This window comes from Paenibacillus sp. J31R109 (assembly GCF_059692055.1).
On sequence record NZ_JCAUAR010000002.1, the window covers coordinates 168,533 to 189,411 of the forward strand.

Sequence of the window (20,879 nt, forward strand, 5' to 3'; positions counted from 1 at the left end):
TTTTTATGTAGTCAACTTAAGTCTCCAAATTGGGCTCGTTCTTATCCGTAGGCAAGTAGACATCAATCGTAGTCCCATAGCCTACTTGACTCTCTATGCTCATCGTTCCTCTGTGCGCTTCTACAATCTTGAAGCACATCATTAAACCTAATCCAGTCCCTTTTTCCTTCGTCGTATAGAAAGGCTCGCCCAGCTGTTTCATTCGATCCTCTGGAATCCCGCTCCCATTGTCTTGTGTCCGCACTCGGATCAAATCTTCGCCATGTAACGAAACGATCATTTTAATCTGTCCATCTTTCGAGATGGCTTCCATCGCATTTTTGATTAGATTAATGAATAATTGCTTCAAATGCATTTCCGAACAAGTAATTTCAGGGATTTCGGATTGAAATTCCAACAACAATTCTACATTGCAAAGGACGGCCTGTGTATCCAACAGCGCAATGACGGATTGCAAAATCGTCTCTAAACTACTTTTCTTATAGGTGATTGCCTCCGGCTTCGCGATCACAAGAAATTCACTTACAATAAAATTAATACGATCCAGTTCGGATAACATAATGTCAAAATAATGTTTCTTGTCTTTCATATCATGCTGCAGCAACTGTAAAAAGCCACGGAGCGAAGTCAGCGGATTTCGAATTTCATGTGCAAGTCCTGCCGCGAGCTGACCAGCAACGGCAAGCTTGTCTGACTTACGAAGTAGTTCTTCCGTTTGATTGCGCTCTGTGATATCTCGAGTAATTGCTGCAAACCCGAAAATCTCACCCTTTTCATTCTTGATCGGCGTTTTTGTAATGCTTACATGGATAAGTCGGCCATCTTTGCGAAGACGAACAGACTCTTTCCCCGATATCTGCTTCCCTAATCGAAGCTGCTCGTACATTTCTTTGCGTTCATTTTCCAGATAGCTCGGATAAATCGGTAATGTACGACCCATTAATTCTTCTTGACTCCAGCCAAAAATATGTTCATGCGCCGCATTAACGGAAATAACTCTCGCATTCAAATCCAACACACTAATCGCGTCAGACGTGTTATTAATAACAGACTCCAGCAGTTCTTTCGTCTCGCGAAGCTCTATTTCCATCTGTTTCCGTTCCGTAATATTCACACACGAGCCAATAACCTCAATCATGCGTTCATTCTCCATGATCGGTCGCAAGGAGGTGATATACGTAATCCCCCGAAATGTCGACTCAAACATGACATTTTCCTCACCGTTCCATGCACGGTGGTAATAGGCCTCTATGGAAGTCGCCAACATTGTTGGCCAGATTTCATATAACGTTTTCCCCAGTATGTGAGATGGCTTATAGCCCAACCGATACAACAGCTCACCGTCACACAAGGTATGAACGTAATTTCCATTGATTTTCCGGAACTTCAACGTCATTCCTTGTTGTCTTCTCACCGTGTCATGAAGATCTTGTTGTGCGATACGCAGCGATTCCCGGTCACGGTTGAACTGTGTGATATCTTTCGCAATTAAATACACACCATCCCATTCACCATTTACAATAATGGGTACATTTTTCACGCCTAATTCAATGATTTCTCCATTCGCTTGTTGAAATTTCAACATATAGTTATCATTTCGCAGGTGCATGCCTTCTGCTTGAACCAGGTTCGGGTCCTTAGGTTGAAATATATGATGGATCAATCGTAAGCGCAATTCATCTTTTGAGTAGCCTAAGATCCGCTCAATGGCTGGATTGGCACCTAGAATACGTCCCTGTATGTCACAAGTAAGAATACCCGCAGGATTATGTTCGATTAATGACTTATAACGCTGTTCGCTTTCGGCCAATTTTCGTTCCATCTCTGACTGTTCTGAGGTTTCTTTCACTTGAACAAGGAAGGCTTGGGGCTCATTGTCTGAATCTCTTACCACAGACATCCGCCAATCTACACACATCATCGATAAATGCTTATGTTGTATGCGCATGTTCAATTGATAATCTGTCAACGTTCCCAATTGTAGTTTTTCATAAGCACTCAAGAAATGCCCTTGTTGAGCAGGCTCTAATAATGCCTTTATATTTGTTGTAAGAAGCTCTGTCTCGGAATATCCAAGCATATCGCACAGACTGCGGTTCAACCTCAACCACTGACCATCAAGCGAAATCAGAGCCATTCCCATTGTTATAAATTCAAAAATCGTATCGAACGAAGGCTCCATTTCCGATTGCTTAGTCATATTTTTATCCCCCATGGTACAGGCTTTGATGTTGCCCCATCATCGCTTGATAGATTCGACAATACCCGCACTAATCCTGCCTTTTTACCCCTTTACAGCGAAATTGTTCGCGAAATGTGCCCTTGGGTTTCATCCGTATGTTAGAATATAAAAATCATTAGCTCATACTTTAGGAGGATGCTCCCTTGCCTAATATTTGGACACATCTCATTTTCGGACAAAAAGCGTTGAACCAATTAGGTCATTCATCGATTCTGAACGATAAACAACAGCGGAACATTTTTTCGTTAGGCTGCCAAGGACCTGATTTTCTTTTTTACCACAACTTCCTACCTTGGAAAAAAGATAAAACTTTAAATGAGCTCGGCAGTCTCATGCATAAAGAATCGTGCGGCCCCTTTTTGCTTGATCTGATTCGTCAGGTACAAGGCAGAGGCATCTATAATCCGGCCGTTCTGTTCGTGCTCGGTTTTATAACTCACCATGTGTTAGATCGTAATTTACACCCTTATGTATTCTATAAGTCAGGCTTCAAGAAATGGGACCATCAACGTTTTGAAATTATTATGGATACCATCTACGCAAAGCATGAACGAAATATTCTAACGTGGAAAACGCCAGTCTGGAAAGAAATATATGTAGGTGAAAAATTCCCACTTGGCATTGTTCCAGCACTTTCCGCTGCAACTGCCATTCATTATCCTGAAATTGCATCTCAGATGAACGACGCTAACGACTGGGATATCGCCTATTTGGATATGATTCGTGCACAACGTCTATTCCATGATCCTAACGGAATCAAGCGAATATTGACATTTGGTCAAATATCGCCTTTGGTATTTACGAAGAACCCGGCTCCGCTCGATTATTTCAATGAAGCTAAAGCGACTTGGAACTGCCCCACAGATCTAGATGAAACTTACTCTTTTAGTGTATGGGAGCTGTTGGAAACAGCAATGAACGACGCCATTCTTGTGCTTCAAGCTGCTATCCAGGTGTTGCAACGAGGCACGGAAGCAGATTGTGACGCTTTACGGGGCGTCCTTGGTAACCGCTCCTATGAAACAGGTAAAGATTGCGACTTACGCTTGCCAATTACTCACGTACAGCCCATTTTATAAAGAGTCCTCACACATTTACAGAACTTGCATATAGTATTCGATACCAAACTGCGGTTTAAGTCTATATATGTAAAAAAACCATGAATGCTGTCATTCATGGTTTTTCTTGTCTACATATTCGGGATATGCCAGTCGATTGTTGTCATTTCAAGTCGTTTCAGAACCGCATTCACATTAGAAAAAGGCTTGCTGCCAAAAAATCCGCGATACGCAGATAGCGGGCTCGGATGGGCAGAAGATAGGATCACATGTCTCGTTGCATCGATTAAAGCAGCCTTCGCCTGCGCATGGCTTCCCCATAACACAAAAATGACAGGCTTCTCACGCGCATTTAATGCTCGGATTATTTGATCCGTGAATCGTTCCCATCCTTTTCCCTTATGTGAATTAGGTTGCGCCTCACGTACTGTTAATACGGCATTTAATAAGAGAACGCCTTGTTCCGCCCACGTCTTCAAATATCCATGATCCGGGATGGGGCAGTCAAGATCTGCCGCTAATTCTTTATACATATTACGTAGAGAAGGTGGGATCACCGTCCCTGGTTTCACAGAAAAGCTAAGACCATGAGCTTGGCCGCTGCCATGATAAGGGTCTTGCCCGAGTATGACGACTTTCGTATCCGTAAAGGAGGTCCACTCCAATGCACAAAACACTTCATCTTGAGGTGGATAAATCGTCTGCTGCGCATACTCCTCATTCAGAAACTGCTGTAATTCCTGAAAGTACGGTGCTTGAATCTCCTCAGCCAAAATCGTCAACCAATCGTTCGTTAAAGACCTCACGCCGTAGTTCCCCCATCTGTTCATTCCGTGCCTAATGCACCAGTCGCAACATCTTTCAGCACGATTTTCCCATCCGTTTCTGTGCCGTCAGCCAGGACTAACTTTAGTTTTGTCGTTTTTCCTTTTTGAACGAGCGCTTGCACCTGCGTGTCTGTTAAGCTTCGTCCGAAGCTTTCCTTCCAAATGACGAAGCTGCAACCTTCTTTGTAATGAGAGCAGCCATAACCTTTGCGTCCCATAAAGAGCGAGCCACCGCAACCAGGTCGTGGACAAGTGGCGATAAACGTACTCGCTCCGTCGCCTGTCGATTTCTCAGCTGGCGCCTTCTTCTTGGTTGGCGATTTCGTTCCACCTTCACCGCGAGATGTTGGCTTCCCTGAAGCTGAGCCTCGTTTACCAGTTGCCTCTGGCGCGTTGTCACCTTCGAAATCCGTTTTCGAAGCCCTTGCTTGCTTTCGCACTTTATCCACAATCAGCGTCGCGAATCTTTTCACATTATGCATAAACTGCTCGTCCGACGCTGTACCACGGGAGATCTCATTCAATCGGCGCTCCCATTGTCCTGTCATTTCCGGGGAAGTCAACAGCTCGATTCCCGCTCCGCGAATCAACTCGACAACCATTCTGCCCTTCTGGGTCAAAATGATTTTCTTCCCTTGCATATCGATGTAGCCAACCTTCTTCAAACGCTCGATGGTCGCTGCCCGTGTCGCAGGTGTGCCCAAACCGGAGTCTTTCATCGCATCGCGGAGCTCTTCATCTTCAATCTGTTTGCCCGCGCTCTCCATTGCCTTCAGCAAAGTTCCCTCATTAAAATGTTTGGGTGGTTGCGTGTCTTTTTCCTTTACAATCGCATCTGTACATGTGACGTCTCCATTGGCATCTATCGAGAAAGGCTCATTGACTTCGACCTCTTCGTCTTCTTCCTCTTCCTTCTCTTTCCCTTTCGTTGCCTTCGCCTTTTCCTTCTTCTGATCGGCATAAATCACTTTCCAGCCGAGAGACAATAGTTCTTTGACAGTCGTCTTGAACAGCTCTTGCTCCACTTCTGTCATAACCGTATGAACCTTGTAGGCAGCTGGCGGGTAAAATTGCGAAAGGAATCGTCTGACGATGAGATCGTACAATTTTTGCTCGTCTGGACTAAGTCCAGATGCTTTCTTATTGGTAGGCAAAATGGCGTGGTGATCTTCTACCTTACTTGGATTACAAATAAATTTGTTATTAATATGAACAAGATTGCGATTCGCACCTTGAACGAGTTCATGATAAGCCGTTCCTTGCAACGCATTAAGCGCCTTATGCATGTCAGGAATATTTTGCTCGGTCACATAGTTGGAATTGGTTCTCGGGTAAGAAATTACTTTATGCTTTTCGTACAAAGCTTGTGCAGTATCCAAGGTCTTCTTGGCTGAGAAGGCATATTTCCCGTTCGCTTCACGCTGCAGTAAAGTTAAATCATATAATTTAAATGGGAATTCTTTCGTTTCCTTGACTTCATAGGATTGGATGCGAGCTGCCTTCCCTTTCACTTTCGCTGCAAGCGCCTGCGCTTTCTCACCATCTGTGAACCGCTCACCTTGCCACATGCCGCGATAGGCCGTGTCTCCTTGCGCAAAATGTCCTTCCAATTCATAAAATTTAAGCGAAGAGAACGCCTCAATTTGCTTCTGACGATCATAGATAAGTGCAAGAACCGGTGTTTGAACGCGTCCCACGGACAACAGCACATTATGCTTCGTCGTGAACGCTCGTGAACCATTCATGCCGATTAACCAATCCGCTTCGCTGCGAGAGCGCGCGGCACGCGTCAGATTCTCGTATTCCGCCCCGTCTTTTAAAGTGGCGAAGCCATTACGAATGGTTTCCGAGGTTAAATCGGAGATCCAAAGCCGTTTTACTGGCTGATTTAGCCCAAGATGACGTTGAATCAGAGAGAAAATGTGCTGCCCTTCTCGCCCCGCATCGCAAGCGTTAACCAATTGATTACACTTCTTCGCCAACTCCGCAATTACCTTAAGTTGATCATAGGTACGCGGGTTAGGAATCAATTTAAACTCAGCAGGAATGATGGGAAGGTGATTAATATTCCACTTTTTATATTTGTCATCATACTGATCTGGTTCAGCCAATTCAATCAAATGTCCGATTGCCCACGTGATGATATATTGCTCACCTTCAAGATGGGACCTCATATTTTTGGCTTTTGGTTCTATTGCGGCAGCTATGTTTCGCCCCATATCGGGTTTTTCCGCAATAATTAGTGTCTTCAACCACAAATCGCTCCTAACCTAAGATTCCCAAAGCAATGCTGGAAATCAGATTCTGTCGATTTAGTGTATCCCACTTTATAAGCGCCTGCAATATCGATCGCGTGAAATATGACTTTTGGCATAAAAAAAAACCCATAAAGGGCTTAAATAATCTACTCAACCATCACGATGGATTCGTCAATACCTTGGCAAAATATGCGCGATTATGAAGAATGGCAGGATGTGTAGGGTGATAGGAATAAGCGATTTCATTATGCTGTTTAGCTTTATTCACATCTCCAAGCCTATCATAGCACAAACATAATTGGACGTGCGGCAACCATGTCCATGCGCTATGGTCTGTTAACGCCACACTATCCTTTCCAGGCGTTTGATAAGCTTTCTCATACCAATAAACGGCTTGTTCGTAGCTTCTTTCGTTAATAAAAATTGCGCCGATCCGGCAACAAGTCACTGCCCTTGGCTGGTCTAATTCAAACGCACGTAATAAAGACATCATCTGGGCATCTCGATCATTCAAATGAGCGTAACAATCCGCCAAATTCAGTGTGGCATTTATTTTATCCTCTACCCAGCCATTGGTTGCAAGAAACTCCAGATAGTAGGTAGTTGCTTCCTCATACTGGGCATGATCCCGCAGCTCATTAGCGAAATAAAATAAATCACGCTCACCGAATTTTTCCCCTTGCTCCAAACGTTTGCGGTAAATACGTAAATTCCTATCGGTATATTCTTTATCTTTCTTGTGCGTAATCGCTACATCACTATCAAGAAAACTGCCAGAAGCTGCTAAGTACTCATGGACAGGGCCAATCCACTGAAAATGACGATCACGTCGAACCAAACGATTACGACGAAGTGAGGTCGAGACATTGCCATTCGCATCAAAGCCAAGATTGTATGGCATCGTTACACGATCGACTAGCGGATTCATTGTACGGATCAGGTCTAAAAAGAGCTTGCGATCTCGCTCCAAGACAACATCATCCGCATCCAACCATAGGATATAGTCCTTGGTCGCTTTGGAGAAGGCGAAATTCCGCGCTGCCGCAAAATGATCAATCCACTGGAAATCATAGATCTTATCCGTAAATGTTGCCGCCAGTTCTTTCGTTCGATCTGTTGAGCCCGTATCCACGATGATAATCTCATCTGGAATGCCAGCCACCGATTTTAAACACGCAGGCAGCGCGTTCTCTTCGTTTTTCACAATCATGCATAAGCTAATCGTAAATTTACGATTACCTGCTTTACCTGTTTTATTCGTTCGCTTATACACGTCAATTCCCCCTATTCCGGATTGTCGAAAAATACCCTCATGTCGCGCTCTCCTTGTTGAGCACTTTCGCAAAATAGGCACGATTATGAAGCATACTTGGATGCGTCGGGTGTATGTGATAAGCCTTCTCGTTATGCTCATTTGCTTTTACCTTGTCACCTAATCGATCATAACAGAGACATAATTGAAGATGAGGCAGCCATGTCCATGCCGCATGATCCACTTTCCCCATCAAACCTTGCGGATTCCCAAGGGTTGTTGCCGTTTCGTACCAGTAGACAGCTAATGGGATCGCATTGTTATTGAAAAAGTAAGCGCCTACCCGGCAACACATTTCTGCACGTGGCTTATCGTAACTTAGTGCTCGGAAATAGGCCCGAATTTGCTGATCTTTCTCTTTTAGCACGCCATGACTATCTCCCAATTTCAGACAGGTAGAATAGACATCCTCAATCCATCCCTTCTTCGTATCCAAGAACCGTTCATAGTAGGCAATCGCTTCTTTATGAAGCCCATGATCTCGTAATTCATTGGCAAAATAATAGAGATCGCGTGGAGAGAAGTCCTCGTTAGCAGCTTCCCGTTTGCGATAGATCCGCAAGTTGCGATCGGTATGTTCTTTATCTTTTTTATGCGTTACTGCAACATCAGCTGCGAAAATTTGACCACCGACAATCAGAACTTCATGCACAGGCCCTTCCCACTGAAAGCCTCGATCTCGGCGAACTAAGCGATTGCGTCTCAAACTTGATGTCACTTGCCCCGCTTCATTAAAGCTCAAATGATAATTCATGGTCACACTATCAATCTTCGGATCAAGATCAGCTTTTAATTGCAATAATTTCAAGCGATCCACTTCTTCAAATTCATCATCCGCATCCAGCCACATGATATAGGTTTGCGTAGCTTTCGAAAATGAGAAATTACGTGCAGCTCCAAAATCATCGATCCATGTAAAATCGTAGATTTTGGCCCCAAACGAAGCCGCAATCTCTTTCGTCCGATCCGTCGACCCCGTATCTACGATGACGATTTCGTCTGCAACCTCTCGTACCGAGTGCAGGCATCGCCCAAGCGATTGTTCTTCATTTTTAACAATCATACAGAGACTAATCGAAATCACCTTATGGCCTCCTTCTTTTCACTGGATTTCCTTGTGCATGGTGTGTGGCGTCGCCCTTTCATCCTTATTCATTTTTATGTCCTACGGGTTGAAAACGTTCTGTAAAGACAGCACATGCCTAGCGGAAATCTACACACCAAAAAACCTCTCACCCCACTTTTTAAGCGGAATAAGAGGTTTAACGGGTTCTTTTGCGCACAATCACTGCCTAAGAAGGATGAATGTGTTAGATTAACTTGCCATTCCAATAATAACTATCTTCTCGGTATACCTTGAAAGCAATTTCTACCTCGGGTATGCCAAGTGACATCACATGCCTCGTCAGGACCTCGGCATAGGCATCACGAATTTCTTGCCCGCGCTCAAACCAGCCTACTTCGATAAAGGGATAGGTATCACAAACCTCACCTTGAAAGATGGAGACAGTTGGCAGACATTCCAACATGAAGTTGTCAATGCCACAGGAACAGACCTCTGCTAACTCCGTAATAAGCGCCGTGCTTATGGACTGGATGTGCGAAACGCTGATTCCTCTAATAATCATATGAGGCATACGTGCAAGCTCCTTTATTAGCTCAAGCGGTTAAGCTCTCATTAATTCCTTTATGGTCTGCAGGGAGACCCCTGTTTGATGATATACTTCAATAAGTGTCGCGCGCGGATTTGTTCGCACAAAATCTTTCACTTTATTCGAATCCACTAGACCAAGCTGCAAACAACTTGTACATCTAGTTTCCCACTTCGAGATGAAGACGCGTCCACATTTGATACAATTACAAAGAGACATGCTTACACTCCCCTAGAACCGATGAATGACTTACTCTTCAAGCTCATTCGTAACAGTTGCTCCGTTTCTGGGGGTACATCAGCAATTAATTATAAATTTGGACGAGATCCCCCACTTTGAGCTCACCTGGACGCTCCACATAGGCAACAATCCCTCTAGCTTGCTGTGCCCTCTGAATAAAAAGCTTCGTAAGCAAGGGGTCTTGATAATGTTCAGCAATGATACGTCCTGGACCCGAACACGGCTCATTCTCCCCTTCACATACAAGTCCACCACCACTAGGGAGCATCATCCGAATTCCCATTGGCAGCTTGGTTAACTCGGGTACACCGCTAATGACGATATTCGCACCCAGCCATGCCGGTTGGATCTCTTTCACGCCAATCCGCTCAGCAATTCCCTGCAGCTCCTCCACAGAAACGATACTCAGCTGACGTCGATTCATGATCTCTTGACCACGCTTGTACATGGGTTGACGAACATTCGCTTTCGCTAAAATGCCAAAATGACGATCACCTTCGATTCCGCCAAATTGGAGCTCTACACGTTCAAGTTCTCTCGTCACGAATGTCGCAGGATCGTCAGCGATAAGAATCGCTTCAATTCGTGCATGAAGAGGCATCCCCTTCACCTTCCTCTCATTCCTTCATTGATAAACTACCTTGATTCTGTGTCTTGCTATGGCCAATAAACACCATCCTGCCAACCGAGCACAAAGGCTTCCCATCTTCTTTCCGCTGGAAAATCAATAAGGTTGCCAAAGTGTCTACCAACCGTGACATGCTGGGTATGATGAGCTTTAAGCGCAGCGGCCTTCACAGTCCACATCGTCTCCGTATCAATTAGAATGGATGGTTGATGTCCTAGGGTCCGCATGAGTGGCGAAAATCCGTAATATAATTTCTTTACACTCGGACATTCTCCACTGTGTACGGCTGCCGTAGTCGCCTTAGAGATAGCCACGTGGTCACGATGACCATTACCGCCATCTTCCGCAAACGTATAGACATTCTCCACTTCATGATGCTGAATAAATGTAATAATCTGTCCCACTAATGTTTGGAAATCTACTTCATCCAGCTGACCGTCAGGCCAGCCTAGGTGCTCAACCTCAGAAATCCCTAGGATTTCCGCTGCTACTAACATTTCTTGCTCACGTAATTCGGCTAATTCCTGCCGATTCTTCGCGCGTTCTAACCCTTGTCTCCCTGCATCGCCACGTGTGGCAAGAAGTAAGACAACTTCTTCTCCTTCATCAGCTAGACGGCGAATCAGGCATCCGCTTAAGAATGTTTCATCATCGGGATGGGCATAAATAAACCCGTTTCGGGACCCCACTGCTCGTCCACCTCTTTTCTCAATTAGTTATGCTAAAACAGCTTCGATATCTGAACTAATATCTGCTGGTTCTGTACGTGCACCGTATTGTTTAACCACTTGACCACTCGGATCTACTAAGAATTTCACGAAATTCCATTCGATTTCGCCCGTACGGTAAGGTTCCGGCGTATGGCTAAGCAAATAGGTATACAACGGATGAGCGTGCTCACCTTTAACATCGATCTTATCGAACAATGGGAAGGTTACTTTGTAGTTTAACTCGCAAAAAGCTTGAATTTCTTCATTCGTGCCAGGCTCTTGCCCAGCGAATTGGTTACACGGAAACCCAAGTACAACGAGTCCTTTATCCTGATATTGCTCATAAAGAGCTTGAAGACCCTTGTAGTGCGGGGTAAGTCCGCAAGCACTCGCGGTATTCACAATAAGGAGCGCCTTTCCTTTATATGTTGAAAGTGTTTGTGTTTCCCCTGTAATCGTTTGGACCTCGATATCATAAATCGACATGAATCTCTTCGCCTCCATTAATTAATTTACGTACCTCCTGAGTATACCATTCCTTTCCACAGAAGCCCAAATGGTAAGGCGAAGATTTTCCCAGATTCGCTTTCTATCTCCAGTCAGGTGTGTTATAGTGTTTACCTGTTTATGATAAATCCATAGACAACATCTGATCTTAGGAGGTAACTGATCTTGGACACAAAGACTCAAAGTGCCTATCAAGAAGAACTGCAAAGGCTCGAACAGACGAATAAGGAAATCGATAAACAACTGGAACGGCTTCGCGCTACTCCGGTTTATTATGGTCCCGATTTAACTGAGCAAGCTCTTGAAGTTTTGCGTGAGAATGGCAGGCACAATTTATCCAAAGCTATTGATGAACCTTATTTCGGCCGCCTGGACTTTGAAGAAACAGGCACAGTTTCACCCGTTCCGCTTTACATCGGCAAAGCCGGCGTTGAAGACGAGCGAACAGGTCGACTTCTGGTCATTGATTGGCGCGCTCCAGTAGCCAGCCTATTCTATTCCTTCACAGGCGGCTTGGACGCTGCTTCGTATGATTCACCTGACGGACTTATCAACGGCTTAGTCTATTTGAAGCGAAATCTCGTTGTGCGCAAGCAAATTCTCCAGCGTGTTGTCGATACCTACGACCGCAATGAAGACTCCCTCTCTGTCGGTGATGAGTTCTTGCTCTACCGATTGGGCGAAAATAAAGATAACAAACTACGCGATATCGTCTCCACGATTCAAGCGGAACAAGATCGCATTATTCGTGCCGCTAAGAACACCGCACTTATTATTCAAGGTGTCGCAGGAAGTGGTAAAACGACCGTTGCCTTGCACCGACTCGCATTCCTTCTCTATCAATACCGTGAACAGGTACGGGCTGAGCGCATGATCATTTTCGCGCCCAACTCCATGTTCTTGGACTATATTTCAGGTGTCTTACCTGAACTCGGTGTCGGCAACATTCAGCAGAGTACCTTTACCGATTGGGCGCTCGAAGTGCTCGACCATGAAGTACAAATCGCAGACCAAGAGCTGACGCTACAGCGTTGGTTTGCTCTGGGCAGCAAAAGGCCTCCTGTCGACGACCAAGCGCCAGGACGCTTCAAAGGTGCCGTCGCTTTTAAAGACTACTTAGACGATTGTCTCAATCGCCTTGAAACAACCTATGTACCTACCGCGGACTTCTCGCCATGGGATGGTGTAAAGCTGCCCATCGCCACCATTCGCGAGTGGTTTTTTGTTGAAAACAAACATTACCCACTGATCAAACGTCGTGAGCGCGTCGTTGCACGGATCAAGCGATGGATGGAAATCCAGCTTGAGAAGGTTTGGGAGCAAAGCTTGAAAAAAGAGTTGAAAAAGAAATCCGCACAGAAGCTCCGCACCTACCTAACGGCGTGGCCTGAATATACAGCATTCACGTTCTACAAAATGCTGTTCACCGACAAAGGACGACCAGACAGCTTACCGGCTAATCTGCTCCAGGAGATCCCAGAGTCAATCGTAACGGCATCTGCAAAGCTTTTCAAAAAGAAGGAAGTCCAACTCGAGGATCTAGCTCCTCTACTCTACATCCATACACGACTCCATGGTATTACGTCGGACCGATTATTCGATCATGTTGTCATTGATGAAGCACAAGACTTCTCACCTTTCCAAGTCGCCGTGTTGGATTCGTACACACGTAACAGCTCCTTCACGATTCTTGGTGATTTATCACAAGGAATACATGCCTATCAAGGCATTCAGGAATGGAAGGAATTTTCCAGTTTGTTCAAAGAAGAAGAAACAGGATACTTCGAACTGGAACGAAGCTATCGTTCCACAATGGAAATCATCCAGTTTGCGAATTCTGTCCTTCAACGCGGCGTAAGCAACCCGCTGCTAGCTGTTCCCGTCTTCCGCAGCGGAAATAAAGTTCGCGTGCTGCAAACGTCTCTGAAAGATCGACTGCCGCTCTTGCAGCAAGCGATTCAACTCTTACAAACGGGCACGTCCAGCACCATTGCTGTCGTTGCGCGAACAGAGCAACAGGCACAAGAGTTGCACGACGCTTTGACCCTTGCTGGGATAGCAACCAATCTCATCACCTCCAAGCAACGTGTCTATCGAGGTGGAATTTCCGTGTTGCCCGTTTATCTGACAAAGGGATTAGAATTTGACGCCGTTCTCCTGATGGATGTGACCGCGGAGCACTATGAAGCGACGCTTATGGATGCCAAGCTGCTTTATGTCGGCTGTACACGTGCGCTACATGAGCTTTGGCTGCTCGTGACCGGAGAAATGTCGCCGCTAGTTACAACGGATCAAGCGGACATCACGACAACAGAGTTGCCGTTGTAAATAAACGACTTGTGCTCAACGTTCAACCATCCGAACTCTAAGAACAGCAAAAGACACCTACGCTTCCGATCATTCCGATCGAGCAATAGGTGTCTTTTTCTCTTAATAGGCGACTAATACCCCGCCTTCACCAGCATAGGTACCGATCACAGTACCCATATTGGCGAACAGTACATTGCGAAACGGATGCTTCTCCAACAGCTGAACCATGAACTCACGAGCTCTTGGTTCACAGTTACTATGGGCGATAGCAATAACGTCCTTCTCATAATCATGCTCTTTATCACCAAGGAATGAAATTAATCGCTTCAAGGCATTCTGTGAGCCGCGAATCTTCTCAACAACCTCAATCGCGCCTTCCTCACTAGCTTTCATGAGCAGCTTAATATTCAAGACGGAAGCTACCGCACCGCGCACTCTGTCGAGTCTTCCGCCTTTAATAACATTCTCTAGCGTATCTAAGAAAAAGAACGTACCCGAACTCGTAACGGCTTGTTGAATCGCAGCTACTATCGTTTCATAAGCATGTCCACTCTCCACCATCTTGGCTGCTTGATACACAAGTACACCCAATCCTAGCGAAGTTGTCTTTGAATCGATGACTTCGATGCGGCCAGTATAACCTTCCTCCTGCAGCATCTCTTTCGCCATAACCGCGTGATGATACGTAGAGCTTAAAGCCGATGATAGACATATGACAAGAATATCTTGATCCGACCCACCCTTCTGATACTCACTTAGGAAATGTCCAGGTGAGGGGCTTGAGGTCTTAGGCAACGCGCTCTCTCGCTTCATCCTTGCATAGAAATCAGCAAGATCCATATCTGTCGGCATACATTCCTCGCCAAATTGCACAGATAAGGGAACGATCCCTACTCCTATTTCGTTAACAGTCGTTCTAGGGAGGTCGCAGCTGCTGTCGGTGATAATCTTGATTGTCGTCATGGGGTCCACTCATTTCTTATTTTTTAGCTTATCTAGTAGTACGACATAAATGGTGATAGGTTTCGTGAATTTACGACCCTAATTCTACATATTTAGACAAATTTCGCTAAAATCCGTATATTGTCATACCACCATCCACAAAAAGTGTCTGGCCAGTGACATAGTTAGCCGCATCAGATGCCAAGAATACCGCAGGTCCGACTAGCTCCTCTAATTCACCAACACGGCGCAGCGGCGTGCGAGCGATAATTTCTGCTAAATAATCGGGCTGATTCAAAATCTTCTCAGTCAGGGGAGTTTTGAAATACCAAGGTCCGATCCCATTCACCAGGATGCCATATTTCCCCCACTCCAGTGCAAGCACTTTGGTCATCTGGATCATCGCCGCTTTTGTTGCAGCGTATACGACACCTGTACGCAAAGCCACCTGACCCGCAACTGACGCAATATTGATGATTCGCCCATATTCACGCTGCTGCATGTGACGACCTACAATCTGTGAGCACAGAAACGCTGATTTTAAGTTCGTCTGCATGATCGTATCCCATTCTTCGTCCGTTACTGCCAAAGCTTGACTGCGGATGTTCATGCCAGCATTATTAATAAGGATATCAATACGATCCGTCTGAGCAATAATAGCGGCGACAGCCTCTTCAATTTGCTCCCGATTCGTAACGTCCACGGCATATGGATAAGCTTGTCTACCTAATGCGCGAATTTCTTCAGCAACATTGTCTAAATCCGCTGCCGTTCTTGCAAAAATAGCGACATCCGCGCCAGCCTCTGCTAAACCAATCGCCAGAGCTCTACCAATACCTCTGCCGGCTCCGGTCACTAGGGCAACTTTATTATTCAGTTGAAATGAAGGTAAATACATCGATTCATCGTCCAATCTATATAGGGATTCTCTATTCACCAATAAGAAAGAAGGGTTAACTATGCAATATTCAGTCAAAGAAGAGAAAGCGAATGCGCTCACGCATGGGATTGGTGTCATCCTCAGCATAGCCGCACTCATTCTGCTCATCGTACAAGCTTGCACGCATGGAAACGCCTGGCATATCGTCAGCTTCAGCATTTTCGGTACAGCGCTGGTTCTTCTGTATACATGTTCCACACTGTTACACAGCGTTACTCAGACGAAAATAAAAGATATTTTTGAAGTCCTGGATCACTCCGCCATCTATATCTTAATCGCCGGAACCTACACCCCTTATCTACTCGTTACGTTGCGAGGGACACTAGGGTGGTCGTTTTTCGGTGTCATATGGGGCTTAGCCCTCATTGGCATCGTGTTAAAGTTATTTTTCGTAAAAAGGTTCGTTCTCGTTTCAACCCTGTGTTATATCTTCATGGGGTGGTTGATCGTGATCGCGTTCAAACCGCTCTATGCGCAATTGCCGCTAGGCGGCATTGTATGGCTAATTGTCGGCGGTCTTCTCTACACACTCGGCTCGATCTTCTATGTATGGAGGCGCATTCCCTATCACCATGCCATATGGCACTTATTCGTGCTGGCTGGCAGCGCCTGTCATTTCATTTCCATTTTCGGGTATGTGAGATAGTTTCATTTAGATAAACAACTGCTGCAGCTGCTGCAAGGTTACAGCGACCTCTAATTGGTTCGCTACCTTCTCATAGCCTAATTCATTGGGATGGATGGCATCCTCAGCTAGAAAAAGTGCCGCTTGACCGACAAAAGCATCGTAAACCTGCACGACTTGTATATGCGGCTGCTCTAATTTGCGCAGAAAAAGATTAAACCGTTGTACCCAATAGGCAGCATCCGGTATTTGCGGTAAGGGATTATATAAACCGATTAAGGCCAGTAGGTAGGGAGTTTGTATACCTTGCCGCAGCTTTTCAATTTGTGCGATAAGTTTACGATAGTTGGACTCATACGTTTGTAAAGCAGTTTTGAGTACCGAGTTATCGCCGTCATAAAAGAAGGGAATAGCCGCTTGAATGAGATCGTTACCGCCAGCTGTAATTGTAATGAGAGTCGCTTCTTGAATATCCTTCTGAAGCTCTTGATCAGACTCGATAGTCTCAAGCAACTGCGCTGTCGTGGCACCATTCGTGCCGGCATGACGCAAGGTAACAGGTACATTCAGCAGACATTCCAACCTTTGTCGATACACCGAAACGAAGCCTTGACCTTCTTCAGCACCATAACCAACGGTTAAAGAATCACCAAACGCCAAGTATTGTATTCTTTTTTCCATCGCTATCCTCTCCCCTAAAGCGTGACGTATATTACTATATGCGCCACCGCCCAGTTTGGGAAGGGATACCTACAGGGGTTCATTCGTCGTTTTTTTTACGCTTACATGCTGATTTACGTAATCTTCGATTTGCGCTTTCTCTGAAAAAGTGAATTGGAATTCACTATCACAGCCTTCATCATGAAGGACAATCTGTACAATGTCTCCATCGGTATTACAAATGACAAGGATTGATGGATCAATCAGCCCTTCAGGAAAATCTTCACCTTCTGCCAATTGGATGCCAAGGTACACATCCTGCCACTGCCCCCGGCTCTCCGTTTCAAGAAAGCATAAGCTAAATTGGTGTTCTTCATGCTCTGCTCCATATTTCATCATAGTCGATCCCTCCACTTTCTTTTGCATCCATGATCTAGTTTTCAGCCATTATGACATTGCATTTGGTAGTTCTTGCTTCTATATACTACAATGGAGTGAAGAACCATTCAACAAAGGAGCCAACTTCTTATGAAATCAATAATCGATCAAACAATAGAAACCAATGCCGCAAGATTCAAAGATATTTCCCGCTTCATTGGGGCAAACCCGGAACTTGGGCATGAAGAATTCCTTGCATTCGCACGTTTAACCGAAGAACTCTCCTACCATGGCTTTACAATTGAACGTGGTGTTTTAGATATTCCTACCGCATTCATCGCAACTTACGACTCAGGCAAACCCGGCCCCATCGTTGCCTTCATGGCTGAGTACGATGCGCTCCCTGAGCTCGGTCATGCTTGTGGTCATCATCTCATCTGCATGATGAGCATCGGGGCTGCAATCGGCCTCCAAGCAGCTTTAGCAGAAACTGGTGGCAGCATTCGCGTCTACGGTACGCCTGCCGAAGAAACCAAGGGCGCCAAAGTTCCTATGGCGGCAGCCGGGCTTTTTCACGACGTCGACATCGCACTCATGGCCCATCCTTATTATACGTATGAAAAATCAGGCGAATCGCTGGCCATGGATGCCATCGAATATGAATTCTTCGGCCGCTCAGCACACGCCGCGGCACAACCCTATGAAGGCATTAATGCGCTTGATGCAGTCCTGCAACTGTTCAACAGCATCAATGCGCTGCGCCAACAGCTCAAATCAGATGCTCGCATTCATGGCATCATCAGTGAAGGCGGTAAAGCGCCCAACATTATTCCGGACTATGCGGTTGCAAGATTTTACGTCCGCTCAGCGACACGTACGTACACGAATGAGCTCGTTCAGAAGGTTCTTCACTGTGCAGAAGGCGCTGCCCTTCAAACCGGCTGCACGCTGAAAACATCCTTCTACGAATACTCGTACGATGAGCTGCGCACAAATGAGATCTTATCCAACGTTTTCACAGACCAATTGTTCGAGCTGGGTATCAACCCGAAAGAAATTGAAATCGGCAAAGACCACGGATCCTTGGATCTCGGCAATGTCTCCACACAATGCCCTACCATTCACCCTTTCGTGAAGGTGGTGGGTGAGCGACATTTGCTCCATACGAAGGAATTCCGTGATCTCGCTATGACTGAGCCTGCACTTGACAGTATGCTCTTCACGGCGAAGGCACTAGCTTACACCGCTTATGAAGTGCTGTCTAAACCTGCTTTATTGGCTTCCATAAAAGAGGAATTTGCAGCGGCAAAGTAACCCTGTTTCCGCTCTTCCAGCTGTGACAGTATCGAATAGAACATCACCATACCGATCACACCACTGATGGCAATTAATGAGGCCATGAGCCAGGACGACAGCATCCCGCCTAGAATTACCCCTAGACCGCCCAGAAACGTAGCTCCTCTATATACCATGCCATACAAGGCCATATAGGAGCTGCGTGAATGGTCGGGAGCCATGTTACCGAGGTAGGCTTGCTTTATTGGCACGTACATCAGTTCACCTACGGTAGCGATCAGCATCGAAAGTAAGAGTAATTCAGGGTGATTACTGTAAGCCAGATAGCTATACCCAGCAATATAGCAAGCATAGCCGATAAAGAGCACATTACGATCCGTAAATCGACGCATCAGCACCCCCATAAACACCGAGAGAACAACCACAAGTACCGTATTCTCCGTACGTATAAACCCCAGCATTTGGAAGCCATCAATGCGCCAGGCATCCGTCAGCCACGGAAGAAACGGCGTATCTATCATCTCTTTCCCCAAACGAACAGCGACATAGTTACCCAAATGAAACTCCACGGATACCAACAATAAAGAAGCAATTGTGAAAATCAGAAACGTTTTGTCACGCAGTACCATCCGGTAATTCGTCCAAATTGAAGGACGCTTCTCCTTCGTTTTATTACTTTTCGCCATCATTTGAGCCCTATAGTCATCCTGAATACATACATAGGTAATGATGCTGGTAACCAAACCAATTACGGACAACGCTATAAACAATTCAAATAAATAGGATTTAAATAAAAATGCGCCCGCCATACCTGCGATGGCAAAAGATAAATTATTCATCCAATACATGATCGCATACATGAATTTACGTTCCTCAGGCTGCGTGGCATCCAGCAGCATAGCCTCATTAGCTGGCCCATGAATCCCCCAGCATACACTCACGACAATCATTAGGATAAAGGTTGCGATTGGTGACTCCCACCACAGCGAATTCGCAGCTGCCATAAGTAGGAAACAGAGCATCCAGCCTATTTCTGCAGCGAGCATCAGCTTCTTCCTGCCAAATCGATCTGAATAATACCCGCCGATGATACCAGCGACGACACCTGCCAAAATACCAAGAATAACAACCAAACCAGCAAGTGTATCCCCTAATTTACCTGAGAAATAGATCGACATAAATGGCAGCACCATATTATTCGCAGTGCCCGATAGAAAGGATAAGCCTATTCTTAATTTTACATTGCGATGAAAATCTCGAAACCTCATGCTTCTCCTGCCTCCATCTCACACCATTATTAACCTTCGTTCAATAAAAGAGTACAAGAAACCCTTACGGTTTCTCATTGCTTCGCAAGAACAAAGCTACACCAACCAGCAGCAAACAACCAGCCAAAAGCTGCATCGTCGTAATCGTTTCACCTAATAGGAAATAGGCCAATATCGACGCACCCAGCGGTTCCCCTAGTACCGTCATCGATACCGATGAAGCTTTCATATATTTTAGCAGCCAATTAAACACATAGTGTCCGAATATCGTGGAGACGAATGCTAGCAGGAAAAAGATTCCCCATTCCTTCATCGGATAGCCCGTAAATGCTTCACCTGAGTAAATATTCGTCACCGCGAGCGTTAGTCCCGCAAACAAGAATACAAGAAAGCTGTACACATAAGCAGAAATACGCTCTCTCAAGCTTTTGCCAAGTAACATATGAAAAGCAACAGCAATCGTCCCAACGAAGGACAGCACATCGCCTTTTAGCGCTTCACCTGAGAATTGAAAATCGCCCCAACCGATACAAATAGCTCCTAGAATTGCAATACACATGGCTATAATTGCGGTACGGCTTGTCCGAACACCATAAAGCAAGAAGGCACCAACCAGCACAAAAATCGGCTCAAGCGTTAAAATCGCAGTCGAGCTTGCAACCGTCGTATATCGCAGCGAATCCATCCAAAATAAAAAGTGCAAGCCAAGCGCAATGCCAGATATAGCCGTGCGAAGCCAATCTTTCATTTGAATTCTCTGAAACTCTTTGCGGTAATTCCATAGGAATGGCAGCATTAAGACATTCGTCATAAAAAGTCTGTACATCGCGATGACCGCTGCTGATGCATCAGACCATTTTACAAATATGGAGGAAAAAGATATAGCAATAATACCGATTATTAGAAAAATCGGGATGGGAATTTTTGTTTTGTTCATTGCATTCATGAATAACGAACTCCTTAGCTGAAAATTACTGTCATGTTGTCGCCAAATAAGTATATAGGAGGATGTTCGGCTTGCCAATC

At 45.4% G+C, this 20,879-nt stretch carries 19 protein-coding genes; 4 read left to right on the plus strand and 15 right to left on the minus strand.

Annotation, left to right across the window (positions count from 1 at the left end):
- Window positions 1-16 precede the first annotated feature (16 nt).
- Entirely contained in the window at window positions 17-2,200 is a 2,184-nt protein-coding gene (locus tag AC58QT_RS06410) for a PAS domain S-box protein (RefSeq protein ID WP_497408227.1), read from the minus strand.
- Window positions 2,201-2,385: 185 nt separating this feature from the next.
- On the opposite strand from AC58QT_RS06410, the gene AC58QT_RS06415 reads away from it, so the two are divergent.
- On the plus strand, window positions 2,386-3,321 hold the full coding sequence (locus AC58QT_RS06415) for a zinc dependent phospholipase C family protein (RefSeq protein WP_497408228.1): 936 nt from the start codon (window positions 2,386-2,388) through the stop codon (window positions 3,319-3,321).
- Between the two features lie 110 nt (window positions 3,322-3,431).
- On the opposite strand, the gene AC58QT_RS06420 is transcribed toward AC58QT_RS06415, so the two are convergent.
- The 8 genes from AC58QT_RS06420 to AC58QT_RS06455 form a co-directional block, all read right to left on the minus strand.
- The gene (locus AC58QT_RS06420; RefSeq protein ID WP_497408229.1) at window positions 3,432-4,130 is read right to left on the minus strand and encodes a uracil-DNA glycosylase; all 699 of its coding nucleotides are present in this window, start codon (window positions 4,128-4,130) and stop codon (window positions 3,432-3,434) included.
- Entirely contained in the window at window positions 4,127-6,379 is a 2,253-nt protein-coding gene (locus AC58QT_RS06425; RefSeq protein ID WP_497408230.1) for a type IA DNA topoisomerase, read from the minus strand. Before AC58QT_RS06425 ends, AC58QT_RS06420 begins: the two co-directional genes overlap by 4 nt.
- A gap of 163 nt (window positions 6,380-6,542) precedes the next feature.
- A complete protein-coding gene (locus AC58QT_RS06430; RefSeq protein ID WP_497408850.1) occupies window positions 6,543-7,595 on the minus strand; it encodes a tetratricopeptide repeat-containing glycosyltransferase family 2 protein in 1,053 nt (350 codons plus the stop codon).
- A 100-nt stretch (window positions 7,596-7,695) separates the two neighbouring features.
- A complete protein-coding gene (locus AC58QT_RS06435; RefSeq protein ID WP_497408231.1) occupies window positions 7,696-8,781 on the minus strand; it encodes a tetratricopeptide repeat-containing glycosyltransferase family 2 protein in 1,086 nt (361 codons plus the stop codon).
- Between the two features lie 226 nt (window positions 8,782-9,007).
- Window positions 9,008-9,334, minus strand: a complete 327-nt coding sequence (locus AC58QT_RS06440; RefSeq protein ID WP_497408232.1) for a DUF1904 family protein — start codon at window positions 9,332-9,334, stop codon at window positions 9,008-9,010.
- Between the two features lie 319 nt (window positions 9,335-9,653).
- Window positions 9,654-10,190 carry an MOSC domain-containing protein gene (locus AC58QT_RS06445; RefSeq protein WP_497408233.1) on the minus strand — a complete coding sequence of 179 codons (537 nt, stop codon included), beginning with the start codon at window positions 10,188-10,190 and terminating at the stop codon, window positions 9,654-9,656.
- Between the two features lie 56 nt (window positions 10,191-10,246).
- Entirely contained in the window at window positions 10,247-10,906 is a 660-nt protein-coding gene (locus AC58QT_RS06450) for a PIG-L deacetylase family protein (protein ID WP_497408234.1), read from the minus strand.
- Between the two features lie 27 nt (window positions 10,907-10,933).
- On the minus strand, window positions 10,934-11,413 hold the full coding sequence (locus tag AC58QT_RS06455) for a glutathione peroxidase (RefSeq protein WP_310225198.1): 480 nt from the start codon (window positions 11,411-11,413) through the stop codon (window positions 10,934-10,936).
- A gap of 186 nt (window positions 11,414-11,599) precedes the next feature.
- On the opposite strand from AC58QT_RS06455, the gene AC58QT_RS06460 reads away from it, so the two are divergent.
- Window positions 11,600-13,762: a HelD family protein gene (locus tag AC58QT_RS06460; RefSeq protein WP_497408235.1), complete on the plus strand. Its 2,163-nt coding sequence runs from the start codon at window positions 11,600-11,602 to the stop codon at window positions 13,760-13,762.
- Window positions 13,763-13,864: 102 nt separating this feature from the next.
- On the opposite strand, the gene AC58QT_RS06465 is transcribed toward AC58QT_RS06460, so the two are convergent.
- On the minus strand, window positions 13,865-14,707 hold the full coding sequence (locus tag AC58QT_RS06465) for a DegV family protein (RefSeq protein ID WP_497408236.1): 843 nt from the start codon (window positions 14,705-14,707) through the stop codon (window positions 13,865-13,867).
- Window positions 14,708-14,813: 106 nt separating this feature from the next.
- Window positions 14,814-15,584 carry an SDR family NAD(P)-dependent oxidoreductase gene (locus tag AC58QT_RS06470; protein WP_497408237.1) on the minus strand — a complete coding sequence of 257 codons (771 nt, stop codon included), beginning with the start codon at window positions 15,582-15,584 and terminating at the stop codon, window positions 14,814-14,816.
- 61 nt (window positions 15,585-15,645) lie between these two features.
- Between AC58QT_RS06470 and trhA the strand changes: the two genes are divergently transcribed.
- Window positions 15,646-16,272: a PAQR family membrane homeostasis protein TrhA gene (gene trhA, locus AC58QT_RS06475; protein WP_497408238.1), complete on the plus strand. Its 627-nt coding sequence runs from the start codon at window positions 15,646-15,648 to the stop codon at window positions 16,270-16,272.
- Between the two features lie 6 nt (window positions 16,273-16,278).
- On the opposite strand, the gene AC58QT_RS06480 is transcribed toward trhA, so the two are convergent.
- Together AC58QT_RS06480 and AC58QT_RS06485 are read right to left on the minus strand one after the other, a co-directional pair.
- Complete coding sequence (locus AC58QT_RS06480) at window positions 16,279-16,932, minus strand: GDSL-type esterase/lipase family protein (RefSeq protein WP_497281703.1); 654 nt, start codon at window positions 16,930-16,932, stop codon at window positions 16,279-16,281.
- A 69-nt stretch (window positions 16,933-17,001) separates the two neighbouring features.
- Window positions 17,002-17,310: a hypothetical protein gene (locus AC58QT_RS06485; RefSeq protein WP_497408239.1), complete on the minus strand. Its 309-nt coding sequence runs from the start codon at window positions 17,308-17,310 to the stop codon at window positions 17,002-17,004.
- 129 nt (window positions 17,311-17,439) lie between these two features.
- On the opposite strand from AC58QT_RS06485, the gene AC58QT_RS06490 reads away from it, so the two are divergent.
- Window positions 17,440-18,603 carry a M20 family metallopeptidase gene (locus tag AC58QT_RS06490; protein ID WP_497408240.1) on the plus strand — a complete coding sequence of 388 codons (1,164 nt, stop codon included), beginning with the start codon at window positions 17,440-17,442 and terminating at the stop codon, window positions 18,601-18,603.
- Here AC58QT_RS06490 and AC58QT_RS06495 read toward each other — a convergent pair.
- Both AC58QT_RS06495 and AC58QT_RS06500 read right to left on the minus strand, forming a co-directional pair.
- Window positions 18,537-19,853, minus strand: coding sequence for an MDR family MFS transporter (locus tag AC58QT_RS06495; protein WP_497408241.1), 1,317 nt, complete (start codon window positions 19,851-19,853; stop codon window positions 18,537-18,539). The genes AC58QT_RS06490 and AC58QT_RS06495 overlap by 67 nt on opposite strands.
- Before the next feature lie 64 nt (window positions 19,854-19,917).
- A complete protein-coding gene (locus AC58QT_RS06500) occupies window positions 19,918-20,799 on the minus strand; it encodes a DMT family transporter (protein WP_497408242.1) in 882 nt (293 codons plus the stop codon).
- Between the last annotated feature and the right edge of the window lie 80 nt (window positions 20,800-20,879).